General features: G+C 52.3%; 16 protein-coding genes. 5 read left to right on the top strand and 11 right to left on the bottom strand.

Annotated elements, in window-relative coordinates; all coding sequences use genetic code 11:
* Positions 1-14: 14 nt before the first annotated feature.
* Positions 15-647 (top strand): phosphate signaling complex PhoU family protein, encoded by a 633-nt coding sequence (locus tag Pyrde_RS08775; protein WP_055409998.1) that lies wholly within the window; start codon positions 15-17, stop codon positions 645-647.
* A 61-nt stretch (positions 648-708) separates the two neighbouring features.
* On the opposite strand, the gene Pyrde_RS08780 is transcribed toward Pyrde_RS08775, so the two are convergent.
* From Pyrde_RS08780 to Pyrde_RS08795, 4 genes are all read right to left on the bottom strand, one after another.
* Positions 709-1125 carry a DUF2153 domain-containing protein gene (locus Pyrde_RS08780; RefSeq protein ID WP_055410929.1) on the bottom strand — a complete coding sequence of 139 codons (417 nt, stop codon included), beginning with the start codon at positions 1123-1125 and terminating at the stop codon, positions 709-711.
* A gap of 195 nt (positions 1126-1320) precedes the next feature.
* The gene (gene lysS, locus Pyrde_RS08785) at positions 1321-2814 is read right to left on the bottom strand and encodes a homocitrate synthase (protein WP_082419592.1); all 1494 of its coding nucleotides are present in this window, start codon (positions 2812-2814) and stop codon (positions 1321-1323) included.
* Between the two features lie 180 nt (positions 2815-2994).
* Positions 2995-3846 (bottom strand): menaquinone biosynthesis family protein, encoded by an 852-nt coding sequence (locus Pyrde_RS08790; protein ID WP_082419593.1) that lies wholly within the window; start codon positions 3844-3846, stop codon positions 2995-2997.
* Between the two features lie 78 nt (positions 3847-3924).
* On the bottom strand, positions 3925-4812 hold the full coding sequence (locus Pyrde_RS08795) for a damage-control phosphatase ARMT1 family protein (protein ID WP_055410002.1): 888 nt from the start codon (positions 4810-4812) through the stop codon (positions 3925-3927).
* Between the two features lie 375 nt (positions 4813-5187).
* Here Pyrde_RS08795 and Pyrde_RS08800 point away from each other — a divergent pair, with 375 nt between their 5' ends.
* Entirely contained in the window at positions 5188-6012 is an 825-nt protein-coding gene (locus tag Pyrde_RS08800) for a slipin family protein (RefSeq protein ID WP_055410005.1), read from the top strand.
* Positions 6013-6190: 178 nt separating this feature from the next.
* Positions 6191-6550: a roadblock/LC7 domain-containing protein gene (locus tag Pyrde_RS08805; RefSeq protein WP_231656728.1), complete on the top strand. Its 360-nt coding sequence runs from the start codon at positions 6191-6193 to the stop codon at positions 6548-6550.
* Between the two features lie 250 nt (positions 6551-6800).
* On the opposite strand, the gene upp is transcribed toward Pyrde_RS08805, so the two are convergent.
* Positions 6801-7463: a uracil phosphoribosyltransferase gene (gene upp, locus Pyrde_RS08810; RefSeq protein ID WP_055410010.1), complete on the bottom strand. Its 663-nt coding sequence runs from the start codon at positions 7461-7463 to the stop codon at positions 6801-6803.
* 92 nt (positions 7464-7555) lie between these two features.
* Here upp and hisC point away from each other — a divergent pair, with 92 nt between their 5' ends.
* Together hisC and Pyrde_RS08820 are read left to right on the top strand one after the other, a co-directional pair.
* The gene (gene hisC / locus Pyrde_RS08815) at positions 7556-8650 is read left to right on the top strand and encodes a histidinol-phosphate transaminase (RefSeq protein WP_055410011.1); all 1095 of its coding nucleotides are present in this window, start codon (positions 7556-7558) and stop codon (positions 8648-8650) included.
* A gap of 222 nt (positions 8651-8872) precedes the next feature.
* Positions 8873-10297 carry an MATE family efflux transporter gene (locus tag Pyrde_RS08820; RefSeq protein ID WP_055410013.1) on the top strand — a complete coding sequence of 475 codons (1425 nt, stop codon included), beginning with the start codon at positions 8873-8875 and terminating at the stop codon, positions 10295-10297.
* Here Pyrde_RS08820 and Pyrde_RS08825 read toward each other — a convergent pair.
* The 6 genes from Pyrde_RS08825 to Pyrde_RS08850 all read right to left on the bottom strand — a co-directional run bounded on the left by Pyrde_RS08825 (position 10294) and on the right by Pyrde_RS08850 (position 16499).
* Positions 10294-10557: a hypothetical protein gene (locus Pyrde_RS08825; RefSeq protein WP_143522128.1), complete on the bottom strand. Its 264-nt coding sequence runs from the start codon at positions 10555-10557 to the stop codon at positions 10294-10296. The genes Pyrde_RS08820 and Pyrde_RS08825 overlap by 4 nt on opposite strands.
* Before the next feature lie 148 nt (positions 10558-10705).
* On the bottom strand, positions 10706-10993 hold the full coding sequence (locus Pyrde_RS08830) for a MoaD/ThiS family protein (protein WP_055410017.1): 288 nt from the start codon (positions 10991-10993) through the stop codon (positions 10706-10708).
* 199 nt (positions 10994-11192) lie between these two features.
* Entirely contained in the window at positions 11193-13058 is a 1866-nt protein-coding gene (locus tag Pyrde_RS08835) for an aldehyde ferredoxin oxidoreductase family protein (protein WP_055410019.1), read from the bottom strand.
* A 334-nt stretch (positions 13059-13392) separates the two neighbouring features.
* Complete coding sequence (locus Pyrde_RS08840; RefSeq protein ID WP_143522127.1) at positions 13393-14166, bottom strand: MqnA/MqnD/SBP family protein; 774 nt, start codon at positions 14164-14166, stop codon at positions 13393-13395.
* Between the two features lie 33 nt (positions 14167-14199).
* Entirely contained in the window at positions 14200-15369 is a 1170-nt protein-coding gene (locus tag Pyrde_RS08845) for a radical SAM protein (protein ID WP_055410023.1), read from the bottom strand.
* Positions 15366-16499, bottom strand: a complete 1134-nt coding sequence (locus Pyrde_RS08850; RefSeq protein WP_055410024.1) for a CofH family radical SAM protein — start codon at positions 16497-16499, stop codon at positions 15366-15368. Before Pyrde_RS08850 ends, Pyrde_RS08845 begins: the two co-directional genes overlap by 4 nt.
* Between the last annotated feature and the right edge of the window lie 6 nt (positions 16500-16505).

The following is a 16505-nucleotide window of genomic DNA, read 5'->3' on the forward strand; positions in this document are numbered from 1 at the left end:
GGGTTTAGATAGCCTTGACTAGGCCGCTCGAAATAGTCCTCTCGGATATAGCGTCAATGCTAGACAAACTCTTCGATGAAGCAATGGCTGCTCTCGACAAGGCTATGAAACTCGTATCCGGTGAAGAGAGGGATGCTGTCCAGGTAACCGAGCACAGCCGTGAAGCTGGAAAACTACGCCAATGGATAGTCGAAAAATCAGTAGAGGCCCTTGCCAGGTTCCAGCCAATGGCTAGCGACCTTAGGAGAATAACCGCATACATGGAGGCATCCTACGACCTTTTCCGTGTCTCCCGCTACGCTCTCGAGATAGCCCGCCTCTATGAACGCATGCCACTGGACTGCGGAGATACAGCTAGGGAAGTTACGCAGCTCCGTGAGAAAGTAGAGGAAATGCTTTCCATGGCATACATGGCGCTCCAGAGCGAAGACGCGCAGAAGGCCCGCTCGGTACTAGCGCTCGACGAAGAGATAGACCGGGTATACATAGAGGCTCTCGATAGTCTATCTAGAAGCGAGAGCCTTGATCGCTGTGAGGTCGCTAGGCTACTCCTTCTACGCCACCTAGAGAGGATAGCTGATCACGCAGTTTACATAGCATCAGCGGCGTATTATGTGGCTACAGGAGAACGTCTAGAACCAAATTAGCCCAGACTATATGACTAAAGAATGAGAGTAAACCGAGGGATGGGGATCTAAACTAGTATCATTATATCATCATTGTTGATGGTCTTCTGCCAGCAGCCTCTTCCTCCTCGCCAATCTGTTTCACGGCAGCAACTAGCGGGTTGAGCTTACCCTCCCGTGCTAGCTCCTCGAGGAGCTTCCTCACATCACTTGTATGCTTGATGTCTATCTCCAAGAGCTGCTGGAGTACGTCATACATAACCTTCCATACCTCTACCAGCATTTCTCTAGGCACATGGGCTATTATGACAGGATCCTGGAGCCAGTTGTCGAAAGCCTTTATCGTGCGCATCATGTGCTGGAATGCTGCGCGGGTAGCTACTATAAGGTCTAGCCTGTCGCCTTGCTCGACCTTCTCAGCGGTCTCCCGGAAGGTCTCCAGCAGCTTCTTCTGCATGCGGACCCATTCATCGAGTTGCTTGAGAAAAGCATAGTCTATCACGCGTACCTCACCTGGTCTACTCAAGGCTATACTCCCCTCTCATACAATATTATCTGCTCCGCTTTAGAACACTACATGCCCTCAAGATTAGCTTAGAATAACCATCCCTTAGTAGCTATAGTAGTGTAAGGCCCCTCAAAAACTCTTCCATAGTGTTAGGGCAAGTATAGATGAGAAGTAGGAGACGTAACACTAGGAGCTAGCAGAGAGTCTTCCGTTGTTGTCATGATGCTCCATAGGTATACGGCGGAGAACTAGCATAGTATAGGTTTCTCGCACACCCCGCGTACTACGTATAGCCTCTACAACCTGGTTAAGCTCCACGGGATTCTTAGCCCTCACCCTTAGGAGTATATCGTTCTCACCGGTGACCTCGGCGACCTCCTCGACACCGGGTATAATGCTCAAGCGCCTCGCTACAGTAGTCGTGTAGATGTTGGCCTCACACTTAACTGTAACCAGGGCCTCTATCTCCTCTGGTGGCCTGGGCCGTAGCGCTCGCCCGGTAACCTCCTCAGCTATCTCCAGCAGATCCTCATCCCTTAGCCACCTTGCGCCACTGCGCTGCTTAACCCTTCGAAGTATCTCTACTAGCTCTTCCTCGGAGACTCTTACACCGAGCCTCTCAAGCCTAGCCTGTAGCGCACGCCGCCCAGTATACTTGTCTATAGTATAGTCGCGGCTCCTCCCAACCCACTCTGGCGGATATGGCTCATAGGTCTCCGGGTTAGCTAGAACGCCGGCTACGTGTACCCCTGCCTTATGTACGAAAGCGTTCTCGCCGACAACAGGCGCGGTGGGTGGCACGGGTATACCGCTGTACCTTTCGACGAGCCTCGAGAGTCTGGTTACACGGCGTAGATCCACTACGTCTATCCCGTAGTGTCGCTTGAGAGCTACAGCTACTTGCTCTAGGGGCGCTATCCCGGACCTCTCACCGAGACCGTTAACGGTCACATGGATTATCGTTGCACCTCCTTCGACAGCAGCAAGGCTGTTAGCCACAGCCATGCCGAGGTCGTTGTGCGCGTGTATATCATACTCTACTCCCGGCTCGTCTTGTGTAAGCCTCTCAAAGAGTCTGCGTATAGCATAAGGAGTCGCTATGCCCACAGTGTCGGCTATCGATACTCTGTCGGCGCCTGCCTCGCGCGCAGTCCTCACGGCTTCCAGGAGGAAGCTGTAGTCAGCCCTAGTCGCGTCCTCGGCAGTGAAACGCACTCTTACCCCATGTTGCCTCGCGTACTCTATCATCTCGCCTATAATGGAGAGGGCCTCCTCCCGGGTAACCTTGTGCTTATACTTCAGGTGGACATCGCTGACACCGTAGAAGATAGCTATACGGTCCGGCTCGAGCTCGGCGGCGACCTCGATGTCTTTCTTAACAGCCCGGCTGTGAGCGACGATCTCTGCCCGCCTTATCACGCCCTCCCGCTTCATCCCTATAATCCTCTTAACGGCCTCGTAGACGTCAGGAGCAACGTTAGGATGGCCAGCCTCTATCATCGAGACTCCTATCTCGTCGAGCAGCCGGGCTATCTCCAGCTTCTGCTCTACAGTGAAGCTTACACCGGGTGTCTGCTCACCCTCACGTAGAGTAGAGTCTAGCAATCCTACACGTAGCCGGCGCGGCCAGGGGCCGCCGACACCGCCTAGACATGTCACGCCGTTACTACACTCGCTCATGGCCTTACACGCTCCGCTGGGTGCGGACCTATAGACCCAGAGGTGCTGATTCAAGGTGCTGGGGTGAAAGAATCTACGGAGGAGCTGGGAGCGAAACCAGCACCAGGAGTCATACTAGAATACTAGGAGGGGGGACACAGGAGGCTGAGATAGGGCAGGCGGGGAGACAAAGTAAGGGGCTTAGACAAATTCTGGCTCGACGGGCTCTGGTATCAGCTTCTCGTCCCACGCCATCTGGTATAGAAGTATGTGGGCTTGACGCCCCTCCGGCCCCATATCTAGCGTCCGCTCGTTAACGTACATCCTTACAAACTTGTCGAGCTGCTCTCTAGTGCCGCTCCGCGCAAACCTACTAGCATACTCTAACGCCTCTGTGTGACGGTTCCACGCGTACCTAATACTCTCCTGGAGCGCCTTTCGGAGAGCTTGTGCAGTCTCTAAGCCGAGCCTCTTGGAGACGATGTCAACACCCAGCGGCATGGGAAGTCCTTTGGCAGTATTGCTCCACCATTCCCAGAGATCAATCACCTTGACGAGCCCCATCTCTCTGTATGTAAGCTGGGCTTCGTGAATCAATAGTCCTGCATCAGCCTCGCCCCGGAGCACCATGTCGGGTATCCTGTCGAACCTGGCAAAGATCTCCTGGTAGCCACCCCCTGTCGCAAGGCGTAGAAGTAGCCTCGCAGTCGTATACCTACCAGGCACAGCCACTTTGGCGCCTTCAAGGCTCCTTAGTGGCCTTCGCGAGACCACTATAGGGCCATAGCCCTCGCCCATACTAGCTCCAGCAACCATCATGTAATAACGCTCAGCTATGTAGGCGAATGCATGAGCACTAGCAGCAGTAACCTCGACCTCCCAGCCTTCCTCTACTAGCCGGCGGTTAAGCGTCTCAATGTCCTCCACTATGTGCTCTACACGGTCAAAACCAGGTATCCTCACAGCCCCCGAAACTATTCCATAGAACATGTAAGCGTCGTCGGGATCGGGGGTGTGAGCTATACGTAGCACTGCCAGGGCACACGCCACCATGAGTGGAGCAGTGGAGGTTCCTCCAACCTAAAAGGAATTTTCTTTTTACAGCCCCCGAAGCGGTTTCCGTCACTGAGATTACCTTCTACCTCTTACCTTCTTTAGCAACCATGTTGACGAGGCTATCACTGGATCAGCATGACCTACGTCGAACAATCTTGCTAGCGGCTTGCACTTAGCCCTTAAGAGGAATATTGTATAAGCTTCAGCGGCGGTCTCAGGATAATCCAAGAATGCCTCAAGATTTGCAATACCCTTCACAAGGATGAGGGAACCATGGCCTAGGAGTCTCCGTGCCTCCTTTGCGGCCCTAGGATGGAAGACTGGGTATCTACCGCCCGTACCTATTATCCACGCTCTTGGTGCAATCTTAGCAGCAAGACCTACGGCCTCGTCACGGGTTACGTCGACCTCATAAGGCTCACTTCTAACCACCATGTAGAGCGGCTTACCATACTTTGTAGCTAGTTGCCATGCCGCAGCGATGTCGAACACTGCTTCGCCAGCGTTATCTAGAACTACTACAATCCTCTCAGCAGCCTCAAGGAGTCTATCGATATCGTGCTCAGAGATGCCTAGCCACACAGGCCGGTCTCGGAGCCCGCGCAGAAGCTTCTCTATTCCAGGCGTATATCCGGGCATTGGTATATCGACGCCATTAGCTGCAGCCATAAGGGATAATAGCTCTGACGTAGACATGGAATCGATGTCAAGTGCCCCCAGTGCTTCTAAAGCAGCCTTGTTGAGAGCGTTCTTGCGGTCACGATAGAGATCCTTAACTCCAACAAGCTTCTCAAGATAATCGTAGGATTCGACGAACACAGTTGTACGGCTAGGCCACCTAGCTACAAGCTCAGCTGCCTTAGCCAACATACGTGCTTGTCTCTCCCGATCCCCGGCTAGGAACTGGAGCCTCCCGTAGACTAGACAGAATACGCAATCAAGAGGATCTAGTGGTTCTCTCATTCTCTTAGTAACCGCGAATCCAGCTCCACATCCTCCACCCCGCAACTATATTGATCGGAACCCTAGGCCACTACCTAAGGCCTCAGACTGTGGGAGCAGTAACTCATCCCTTTTAAAGCTAGCTATAAGCTTCACATCATCTGACATATAGCTATGAAAGCCTTCCATTCATGGAACTAGGTGGCAGCGTACTAGCATCCTCTTTACGTGATGATAGGGGTATAGAACTGTGTCAGTATATTGCGCTGAGCATAGGGTTAAATAATAATCACAAATTGTATATGGAGTTCAACACGTACCGCAGACGAAAAGCTATACAGTAGCCTCCAATATCATTATAAAGTTACGTGGTGGGTCGGAGGTCTCGACTCTAAGATGCCTACAAGCCAAGCCGTAACGACCGAACTAGAAGGTATGTTAGCAGCTCTCATCGGGCTACTAGTAGTCCTCATAGTACTCATGTATAGTATCAGGATCATCCGTGAATATGAACGCGCAGTTGTCTTCAGACTTGGCAGAATCATAGGCATAAAAGGCCCTGGTATAGTCATTGTCATACCTATAATAGACAAGATAGTCGTGATAGATCTGCGTATACATACTGTGGACGTGCCTCGGCAACGAATAATTACTCGTGATAATGTAGAAGTCTCTGTGGATGCAGTAGTATACTATCGCGTACAAGACCCTCTTAAAGCTGTACTAACTGTACGCAACTACCACTTAGCAGTAACTATGCTAGCACAGACAGTGCTACGAGACATAATCGGGAAAAGCGAGCTAGACGACCTGCTCATGAAACGTGAGGAACTAAACAAGGAGCTCCAGAAGATACTTGACGAACTAACGGACCCCTGGGGGATTAAGGTAACAGCAGTAACTATCAAGGAGGTCGTGCTACCCGAGGGTATGGTCCGGGCTATGGCCAGGCAGGCAGAGGCTGAGAGGTGGAGAAGAGCCAAGATAATAGAAGCTGAGGGTGAGCGCCAGGCAGCTAAGATACTTGCAGAAGCTGCTGAGCTATACGAGAGACACCCAGCCGCACTCCGGCTTAGAGAGCTGCAAACGCTGATAGAGGTAGCTAAGGAGAAGAATATGCTAATCTTCTACCCTCTAGGCTTGGGTGCTGAGGGTGCTACAGCAGCAGCACTTGGCCTGGCAAGTGCTTATTTAAAAGGGCGCAGAAATGACGGCGATTAATGTTTGCCTTACTTCGCGGAGTATAGTGTAAGGAGTAATATGTTTTTAAAATCTAGTATTAAAGTTCTATTATTATGGGAATAGTTTTAGATATGGAGTAAAATTTAGTTAAAGCTATAGTGCTAATGGATAACAGTTTTTATAGCTAGAGAGCCCTAGAAAGACTGGTGCACAAAAAGTGTCTTCGCCGATGAGGGTCGTACTTACAGATTTCACTAGAATAGAGGGTGTACAGGCTGCAGCAATAGTTTCCAAGGACGGTTTTGTCATAGACCATGTATTCACGGGTGAAGCTAGTTTCGATCCGGACTCGTTAGCGGCAATGGTCACAACACTTTATGGTGCGGCTACTCGTCTGGGAGATGAGCTAAATCTTGGTGAAATAACTGGTGTAATAATTGAGTACCGTAATAGCTACATGCTCTTCGATGATGTAGGTGAAGCGCTAGTAGTTATTGTGGCAGATCGTCGTGCCATATTGGGACGACTGCGGTATGAGTTGAGAAAACAAAGAGAACGTATTAAGAGCGTACTTTAACGGCCCATCACATGTGTTGAATAGAAGTGGCACGTGAGTATACTCAATCGTCAATTTCAAGTACTATCATACTGTTTTAAATTTATATGCTATGATTTCTTAAACTGAAATATGAGAATATGGTAGCATTGCTGTAAACTACAAATGAAGTGTGATGGAGGGTCGGCTGGGTAACCGCTAGGCCATCCCCCGGAACCTTATCCCGGGGTCGCTCTCCCCGAAAAAGATCCTCATCCCCATAGTTGTGATTTTAGCCGAAGCAACGGTCTCCGGCATCCCCGAGTCCAGGTACTATGAAGCCATGTTCGTTGAGCACTGGATCAACGGCGGCGGTCACAATGTAGGCGGTACTGGCTGCCTCCAAGACTCTTTCTATACCCTGCATGGTTGTTATGAGTGAGATTATTACCATTCGGCGTGGCTTCTGCTTGGCTACCCGCTCTGCTACCCGGGCTAGAGTGCTACCAGTTGCCAGCATCGGGTCGACGAGAATGACATCCCGGCCCTCTATTGTTGGTAGTTTCCAGTAAGGCGTGTTTACATCAAAGACCATTCTGCCATCTACTCTCCGGCCTGTATCTTCCAGCCGCGAGGCAGCTACGAAGCCTAGGGAGGCTCGAGGGTAGACCTTCACAACACCCATAGCCATGGGTAGAGCGGCTCGCAGGACAGCTATCACCGATAACTCCTCGTCTGCTACCCGTAGCCCCTGGGCTCGGACTCCTAGCGGCGTCTCTACCTCGTCACGGCGTGTCGAGAGTAGCCGGCCAGCCTCGTAGCCTAGCAGAAGGCCAGCAAGCTCGAGTAGCTCGCGGAAACGGTGCCTCGGGGTGGAACGGTCACGCAACTCTAAGAGGATACCCTGAAGAGCAGGGTTGTCTATTACGTGTATGTTGCCCCTTTCTGCCGGCACCCTGCAGCCCAGTAGACGTGACAGCCCTCCCGGCTCCAGGGATTATTAAAGCCTCTATAGATCCATCCTCGCCTCTCCAGGTGTGCTAGGCTGTGCCTGTCCGTGTCAAACCATGGCTCGAGAACCAGGAGGGATACAAGCCAAGGAGTTATGGAGTAATCCGGGCCCGGCTAGACCTCAACGAGTCACCCTACCCACCCCCCGCCCGGGTAGTAGAAGCGGTGACTAGGGAGGCGGCGCGGGGGAACCGGTACCCGGAGGCAGCGCAGTACCAGCACCTGACGGAGCTGCTCTCCTCCTATACTGGTGCAGCCCCCGAGCAGATAATAGTCGGCCTAGGCGGCGACATGGTTTTAGAGAAAGCCTTTACCCTGGTATTAGGCCACAGAGAGAAGGCCGTGTATCCTTGGCCCTCCTTCAGCATGTACGAAGTCTACACGAGGCAGCAAGGCGGCGAGGCGGCCAAGATAGAGCTTGAGCCTAGCGATGATAGATGGCAGTTAGACTGGAGCCGGTTCACCAAGGAGGCGCTCTCGGCGCGGCTGGTGGCGCTCGATAACCCTAATAATCCTACGGGGAGCCTCATAGCGCCAAGTGAAGACGAGCTAGCCGAGCTTCTAGAGAAGCTGAGCAGAGAGGGAGTACTCCTGATACTCGACGAGGCCTACTACGAGTTCAGCGGCGTCACATACGCTGGCCTGACAGAGAGCTATGACAACCTCCTAGTAGTGCGGACGCTCAGCAAGGCGTTCAGCCTAGCAGGGCTCCGGGTAGGCTATGGTATAGCACACCCCAGCCTAGCAGAAAAGCTTCGCAGCCTACTCCCACCATTCCTCCCCAGGACGAGCCTAGCCGCCGCTATAGCGGCCCTCGAGGAGCCCAGCTACGCAGCGAAAGTGGTAGAAGTCATCCGGAGGGAACGAGAGTGGCTAGCCAAGAGTCTCCGCAAGCTCCCCGGGATACGGGTATACAGGTCGGCAACCAACTTCCTCCTAGTAGAGACTCCAGTACCCAAGGTGGTAGATAGACTAGCGGAACACGGCATAGCGGTACGCCGTGTTCCGCTGGGCGACAACTGGTTACGCGTGACAGTCAGCACACCTGCCGAGAACAGGCTATTCTTAGAGACGCTCGCCAAGATAGTAAAAACAGCTGAGAATATCAATGACAGTTCAGAAGAATTGTAGGCCGGCGAGTATTATCTCTTATGCATGTTTGCGTCTTTGTGCAGTGATTGGCCAAGTACATATACCTGCTGCAGTGTATTACGGTTAATCGGTGTAGAATTATACAGATACATTACGGTGATCTAAGCCCGGGCTTTGATCGTCTTACAGTGTGCTAACCAAGTCTAGGATATACTCCCGGGTGTCGGCGTGTATTAAGGCATAGTACTAGGTGATATATCTATGACAGAGGCTACTAAGCAGTGTACAGAGAGAGGACTACAGGATCTGCGGCAGCAAGTGCTAGAAGCTCCAGTAACTATAACAATTCTGAAACTATCAGCACCGTTAATGCTAGGCAATCTAGTGAGTAGTCTCTACTGGTTGATCGACGCGTTCTGGCTTGGATTGCTCGGTGTAGAGGAATTCTCAGTACCTACTCTAGCTTATTACCCCTTTCTCATAGTGTACACGGCCCTTGTAGGCTTCCTAACAGCAGCAGTTTCTCTTGTAAGCCAGATCACTGGAAGAGGAAATGTAGACGAAATAGTAGAGACCGTGAACAAGGTCTTGGGTGCTAGTATCCTGGCGGGTTTAATGTTTGGCTTGGCTGGTTTCGTTCTTTCGCCCCTTTTTGTGAGACTGATTGGTGCAAGCGGCGAGATGGCTATATCGGCAACAACTTATCTGCGTCTTCAATTCATAGCGTTACCCGTTGCAGCATTCACTTACACATTTAGGTATGTTGCATCATCGCTTGGCGATACTCGTACACCAATGATACTCATGACAGTATCTATGCTAATCAACATAGTTCTCGACCCCTTTCTAATATTCGGACTCTGGATATTCCCCCGCCTTGAAGTATTAGGTGCAGCCATAGCAACAGTAGTTGCAAAATCACTAACCGCCATAGTAATAGTAGTCATGCTTAGAAGAGGATTCCATGGAGTTAGGCTCCATCCTAAGATGATGCTGCCATCTCGCCGCATACTAAAGGTAATGATATCTGTCGGTACTCCACTAGGCATCAACATGTCTGTACAACATGTTAGTGAATATATCTTGGTAGGCATTATAACAAGAATAGATATGATGCTCGGAACCGTAGCAGCGATCGCTGCTTACACAATAGGCTTCCGTATCCTCGATGTGCTTCGTTCAATAGTAGCAGCCCTATCCCAGGCTGCTGCAGCAGTAATAGGACAATCACTAGGTGCAGGTCTACGTGACCGTGCAGAAACAGCAGTAGCATCCTTAACCTGGATGGTGTTCATAACACTAGTAACTGCTGCGATACTCCTCGCAGTAAAAGGTTACAATATAGCGGGTTTGTTCATAGACAATCCAGCAGCAATTATGGAAGCCTGGCAATACCTCTTTCTCCTTGGACTAAGCCTCCCACTATTTACATTCTTCCTAGTAGCATGGAGCATAGGAGTTGCAACTGGGAAAAACCAGATACCAACATATATAGCTGTTATAAGGACAATTGGGATAAGACTACCCTTAGCATACACGCTAGCATTTATTCTAGGCATGACAAGCCTAGGAGTATGGATAGCAATAGCTATAAGTAACATGATAGCAGGCTTATTATCCGCGTTATGGATCGTGAAGGGCAAATGGCTAGAAGCAGAGGCTCTCAGAAAGTATCAGAAGAGCTAGCTATGAAGATGCTTTGCGGCGATGCATACGGCTTCAACAAAGCTATATATTGTATCCACGAGCATTTCAGCTAGTTCTTTCTCGGTTTCCTCCCGGAGTCTCGGTATCTTCTCTAAACGGAGAGACAGGCCAAAGAGGCTTCTCTGCATCCTTTCAACGATCTCACCAACAAGACAACGCTCATCCCATTCTTTATTTACGCCGCAACCACGTATACAAGGCTCTAACGCTTCTGCGAGCGCTTCAGCAACCTTCTTCAATACTCTTGCCATCCCACTACCTTTGCCACGATCCTTACCTAAGGCCTCTGAAAGCTCTTGAAGTAATGCGATGGAATCCTGGCAGCTAGAAAAGAGTTTATCAAGACAATCGGTTAATTCGTTGCTCTTTCCCATAGCAGGTATACCCCTAGACGACAAAGAGGGCGCGAGGCGAGAATAGTACCTTATCCCCGTCTTTGAGTACTGTATCAAGCCCATCTAGGAAGTCTATACGTCTGCCATTAACAGCTATTTCTACTGGGTGTTTAAGCTCACCTTTATCATCCAATACTAATCGGCGGAAGCCTTGTTTAATCTTGGTGTCAATGTAGTCTATTAGATCTCTAACCGTCGAGCCTTCAGGAATCTCGACTTCAATATAGAATTTCCCTATCTCCTCGTAGAATTCTTGGATAAATACAGCCCGAATCTTCATGACTAGTCACCCTATCGTATTCCACGGGGTCATTAGGGATTAGGCGTCCCATGTGGTCGAGTCTGGGATAATGTGAATGTGGAGTTCTCAAATATAGCTTATAGCATAGCTACAACAACTAGAGTTTGCACACCCCCTTGAGGTGTGATTAAAAGAACGGCGAAAGACTAGGTTTGGTTATGACAAAAATATTGTGAGGTTAGGATACTATGTAGAGGAACTCTTCGAGGCCTAGCCTCTTCAGAGTCTCTGGTAGAGGCTTGCCGTCCTCCCAGCCACGTAGCTTGTAGTACTCTGGTAGGTACTTCTCGATGGCCTCCTTTGCAGTCCTGCCCTTGGCTGGGCCGTCGGGTAGTGGCTCCTCGATTAGCCTCTTTGGTAGGTAATCCTTGTAGCCGTGTCCTTCTCTCACAGCGAAGAGCCTCTCCACGTTGTATATCCTCTCGCCTATCGTTAGTAGCTCCTCTGTTGTGAGGTCCTCCCAGCCCATTGCTGCCTGGAGTAGTGGTACGTAGTCCTCTGGGCTGTCCGCGAATGTGTTGAACTTGCATACTACGAGGCTGTCTATTACGGCGAAGTGCTCCTGCTGGAACTTTACCAGCTTCACCTTCTCCATGTCTACCTGGAGTGGATCGAACTTCTTGGGTACGCCTAGCACGTCGAAGCTCACTGCGTAGGCGCGTAGGTGGCAGCCGCCACGGTTGCTTGTAGCGTAGCTGAGGGCCATGCTGTTGATTGCGCGGGGGTCGTAGGCTGGTAGTTCGAGGCCTCTGACGTGTACTGCAGAGTCGGGGCTGCCGAAGGCTTCTGCTAGCCTTGCAGCACCCTCTGCTGTGTAGTCGCCGATGCCATCGCGGTAGGCTGTCCTCCATATTAGCTGTATTACTGCGTCAGCGTTGCCCCAGGTGGGCTCGATGTCCTCTAGGAGGCTGAGGAGCTTCTTAGCCTTGTCCTCGGGTAGCTCGCCCTTCTGGGCCTTCTCGTAGAGCTCCATAAGCGTGGCGGCCGTGTTGCCGAAGCTTATGGTGTCGAAGCCTAGATCGTTGAGCAGGTAGTTTATCTTTATTAGAGCCTCCATGTTGCCTATCATCGTGTTACCGCCGTTGGCCCAGATGGTCTCGTACTCTGGGCCCTCGCTGACGGGGGTGCGGTAGGGGCCGCTCTTTACCTCGGCTACACGGGCGCAGCGTATGACACAGCCCCAGCAGCCTTTGTTTGTCTTGAGGTATTTCTCTGCGAGGTACTCACCGCTGATCTCGTAAGCCTTCTCGAAGGTGCCGCGGGTCCAGTTCTTCGTCGGGAAGCCGCCGTGCTCGTTGATAATGTTTACTAGTACGGCGGTTCCGTACTTGCCTAGAGCTTGACTGATGCTATGCTCCTGTATCTTCTTCATGAGCTTCTTGGCGGCTTCGAAGAACTTCTGGCGGTCGTAGAGCTCAATCTGCCTCTTACCGTAAGCGAATATAGCCTTGACACGCTTGCTGCCCATTACGGCGCCTAGGCCTGTACGGCCAGCAGCACGATACTTATCGTTCATTATGGCAGCTATCTTTGATAGGTTTTCGCCCGCGGGGCCGATGGCTAGGACGCTGCCAAGATCCTCCTTGGTTATCCCTACGTTCTCGCGTATTACCTTCTCTGTGTAGATGACACCTTTGCCCCAGAGGTTGCGGGCGTCGTGGAACTTTACCTCGCCGTCAATTATGCTTATCCATACAGGTTCCTCACTTATGCCTTCGAGGACTATGCCGTCGTAACCGGCGAAGCGTAGCCAGGGGCCGAACTGGCCGCCCGAGTTAGAGTCGCCAAGAATGCCTGTAAGCGGGCTCTTTGCAACGGCATGATAACGACCGCTCTCTATGGCTGCAGTGCCAGTTATGGGACCAGTTAGGATGTAGAGCCTGTTCTCGGGGCCTAGAGGGTCAGCACCTGGTGGTATCTCGCGTAGAGCCAGGTAGGCACCGAGACCGCGTCCGCCGAGGAACTTTCTGAGAATCTTCTCGTCAATCTTCTCTTCGCGGACCTTCTGGTTCCATAGGTCTATACGGAGTAACTTGAACTCCACCGTATGCACCGCGTAGAAGGGATTAAGGGGGGATATTTTGACCCTTCGCGTAAACAACTAATTATGATTTATCGTTAAAGAAACATATGCTTAGTACAGATGTGGGAGACGTGTGCATCCATGAATGGTGGCAAGCAGAGAGGCTATTAATAAATAAATCATTCGTCATTATCATACATTAATGTGTGGTGTTAGGACAGCGAGGGAGGATGCGAGATCCGGAACTATGCTCATAAGGTATGGATGAATGAGCTGGAAATCAGTATTCCGGGTACACACTTGAACCCTCTGAACAGAGACCAGGGCCATAATGTGCATTACCAGGTTTTTGTCTCTAGGCTCGCTGGTAGATTCCCAGCTCTGCTGACGTTTCTTGCGAATACCGTACAGTGTCCCTCAGTAAAAGTAAGGCTGCTTCTAGCGCGGCAGGGTTGTAGTCTAGGCGGAGCAGCGAGCGGTGATACATGTCAGCGAGTCGGCGAGGGAGCCCGGTAGCTATAGCGGTTGCTTCTACATCGCGGCGTTGAGCTCGCGGCCATGGTGGTTCTGCAAGACTTTCAGGGCATTTCCTGTTCTCGATTACTGCTGTAGCGGCGTAAACTGGTGCTATACCCAGAATATCGCGTACAAGCACACCCATGTCCGCTACAACGTTGAGACCTTGTGCAAGGGCATAGAGGGCTTCGTCGCCTATCACTAGGGCGCATGGAGCGGCGCGTAGAAGCATCCAGACATTCCGGGTGCTAAGCCGGAGGAGCCTAGGCTGGAGTCCTAGCTCTCGCAGCACAAGGCGGAGGTAGAGGATGCTTGTCCGCGTCTCCCCCGTTACAGCTATTGTGTCGCATTCTCTGAGTGTTGCTGGCCTTCTCGAGACTATAAGGACGCTCATTGTTTCTCGTTCACTGTACACCATCGGGCCTGGACATGTCTTCAGCTCCGTGTTTGTAGCTATTAGGCCTAGTGGTGCTAGCCCAGCGTCAGCGATACCATCCTTAAGCAATTGGAGTGTCTCTGGCGGTGGAGCTACATGGACGACGAAGCCCCGTGATACTAGCCAGCGACGCAGAGGTGCAGCATACTGGTAACCCGGTGCAACATATACGGGCATTTCCAGCCTCCTCACACTAAGGTGTGCGAGGAGCTACTGTAGCCAGGGAAGCTCTGCTACATCGACCTTCTCCAGGTAATTGTAGAAGGTATCGCGCATCCAGGGAGTCCAGCCGGCTTGCCGGAGCATGTAAGCCAGCTCTGCTGGCTCCTTGCCGCCAGGGCCACCCCCAGCTGCTGAGATCACCGCCTCCCGGTAGAACGTGCCACCAAGGTCGTTGGCTCCATGTGCTAGAGCGGCTTGCGCGAGCTTGTCCCCCATGCTTACCCAGTAGGCGACAATATTATCGATAGCCCCTAGCAGAACCAGGCGGGCAGTAGCAATTATACGCAGATCATACTGGCCGTCGAGCCGGGCCCGTTCACGATAGAGCCGGGATCGGCCGAGCGGTGTATCGCCGGGATTGAACCGAACTGGTATGAACGATATGAAACCAGGAGCACGTTCCTTGAGCATCTTCACTCGGTAGAGGTGCCGTGCAACACTGATAGGCTCCTCGACGTGCCCGTACATCAGTATAACGTTGCTCCTTATCCCTAGCCGGTGTGCCTCCTCGTGTACACGTAGATACTCTTCTGGGGGTATCTTGCGCGGCGCGATGAAGCGCTGGAGCTCCTCGTCGAGAACCTCAGTACCGCCGCCCGATAGAGCGTCAAGCCCGAGCTCGTGTAACCTCTCAAGCACCTCCCGTACACGCTGCCCTGTAGCACGAGCGATGAACCATATCTCCTCCGCGGTGAAGGCCTTCAGCACAGCATTAGGCGCTGCTTGCTTGATCGAGGATACTAGTTCCTCATAGTAACTGAAGGGGAGTTCCGGGTTATTCCCACCCACCAGGTGTATCTCCCGCACGCCATACTCCTCTACGGCGCGGCGGGCGGCCTCGGCCAGCTCCCTGGGCTCCCGGGTATACGCCTCGGGGCTGCTGGGGACACGGTAGAAGGCGCAGAAGCTGCACCGCGTCTCGCAGACATTAGTGTACGTTAAGTAGAGGTTTACAATGAAGCTGCCCCGGCCCTGCTTCGCTAGACGTGCGTAGTAGTCAGCGGCGGCTGCTAGGGCGTGGAAAGGCGTCTTCACTAGCAGCTCCTCTATGGCTGGCGGCTCGAGACGGTCTCCATGAATAGCCTTCTCTAGAGCCGGCGACCCAGCCTCGACAGCCAGCCTTTCGAGCCACCGGGGCGGCTCTAGCTGCTGCTTCACCCTGCTACACCCCCGGTACTCACCGCTATGCGGGGCGTGGTTTCAACCGGATAGTACCAGTTGTCGCGCTCGTAGGGCTCGTATCCCGCGCTCCCTATTACGCGCTCTATGCTCCTGCGGACAAGAAGTGGCAATGGTACCCCTGCCGCTGGCAGCACCTTCTCGCCGTAGAGCGTGCCACCCCAGTCGTTAGCACCGTAGTCTAGCGAGACCTGGCCCAGCCGTGTACCAGCAGTGAGCCAGCCAGCCTGTATCCAGGGTATCTCGTGGCGGAAGACGAGCCTAGCTACAGCCACGTTGCGTAGAAGCTCAGTGCCCCCTGCTGGGTAGGGCACGGTATCCTGTAACTCTGTGTTGCCTGGCTCGAAGTTCCACGCGATGAAGGCCATGATGAGACCCCGACGCCTCTGTAGCCGGAGCAGTGCGAGGAGGTGTTCAGCCCGCTCCCAGAGGGTCTCCATGTGCCCGTACATCATAGTAGTGCTGACCGGGAGCCCTAGCTTCATAATCTCGTCCATAACCTCGAGCCAGCGCTCGGCAGTAGTCTTAAGAGGAGAGATTATGCTGCGCACCCGAGGGCTCAGTATCTCTGCACCGGCACCAGGGACGCTATCTAGCCCCGCCTCGGCTAGTCTAGAGACAAGCTCCTTCACGCTAATCCGGTTCAGCTTCGAATACCAGTCTATCTCGACAGCACTGAGGCCGTGGATAGCCACCTCGCCGCGGGTCCTGCTCTTAATACCGCGGAAAACCTCCTCGAAGTACTCCAGCGGCGTCGACGGGTCTACGCCGCCCTGAAACAACACTTGACGTATGTGATACTTTTCCCAATGTTCGACAACAGAAGTTATGGCTTGAGAGGCGTCTAAGCGGTAGGCATCAGGTGCTCCAGGTTGGCGCCGGAATGCGCAGAACCTGCAATTGACTACACAAATGTTAGTATAGTTGAGTATCATGTTCACAACATAGCCTACACGCCTACCCGTAATAGCATCTGTAACTGCACGAGCAAGAGAGCCTAGGAGCCAGAGAGGCATACGGTAAAGCTCCACGATATCATGTACAGAGGGTTTACCCTCAAGGACGTGTTCTACGGGACCAGCATAACCGAGTTCATCTGTAACACTCAACAGTTG

Source organism: Pyrodictium delaneyi (assembly GCF_001412615.1).
Lineage (GTDB): Archaea > Thermoproteota > Thermoprotei_A > Sulfolobales > Pyrodictiaceae > Pyrodictium > Pyrodictium delaneyi.

What these genes read in the sequence shown, in the direction of transcription:
- lysS (WP_082419592.1), bottom strand. Translation starts at nt 2,814, where the DNA reads ATGAGCGAGTGTAGTAACGGCGTGACATGTCTAGGCGGTGTCGGCGGC.
- Pyrde_RS08790 (WP_082419593.1), bottom strand. Translation starts at nt 3,846, where the DNA reads ATGGTGGCGTGTGCCCTGGCAGTGCTACGTATAGCTCACACCCCCGAT.
- Pyrde_RS08795 (WP_055410002.1), bottom strand. Translation starts at nt 4,812, where the DNA reads ATGAGAGAACCACTAGATCCTCTTGATTGCGTATTCTGTCTAGTCTAC.
- Pyrde_RS08800 (WP_055410005.1), top strand. Translation starts at nt 5,188, where the DNA reads ATGCCTACAAGCCAAGCCGTAACGACCGAACTAGAAGGTATGTTAGCA.
- Pyrde_RS08820 (WP_055410013.1), top strand. Translation starts at nt 8,873, where the DNA reads ATGACAGAGGCTACTAAGCAGTGTACAGAGAGAGGACTACAGGATCTG.
- Pyrde_RS08830 (WP_055410017.1), bottom strand. Translation starts at nt 10,993, where the DNA reads ATGAAGATTCGGGCTGTATTTATCCAAGAATTCTACGAGGAGATAGGG.
- Pyrde_RS08840 (WP_143522127.1), bottom strand. Translation starts at nt 14,166, where the DNA reads ATGCCCGTATATGTTGCACCGGGTTACCAGTATGCTGCACCTCTGCGT.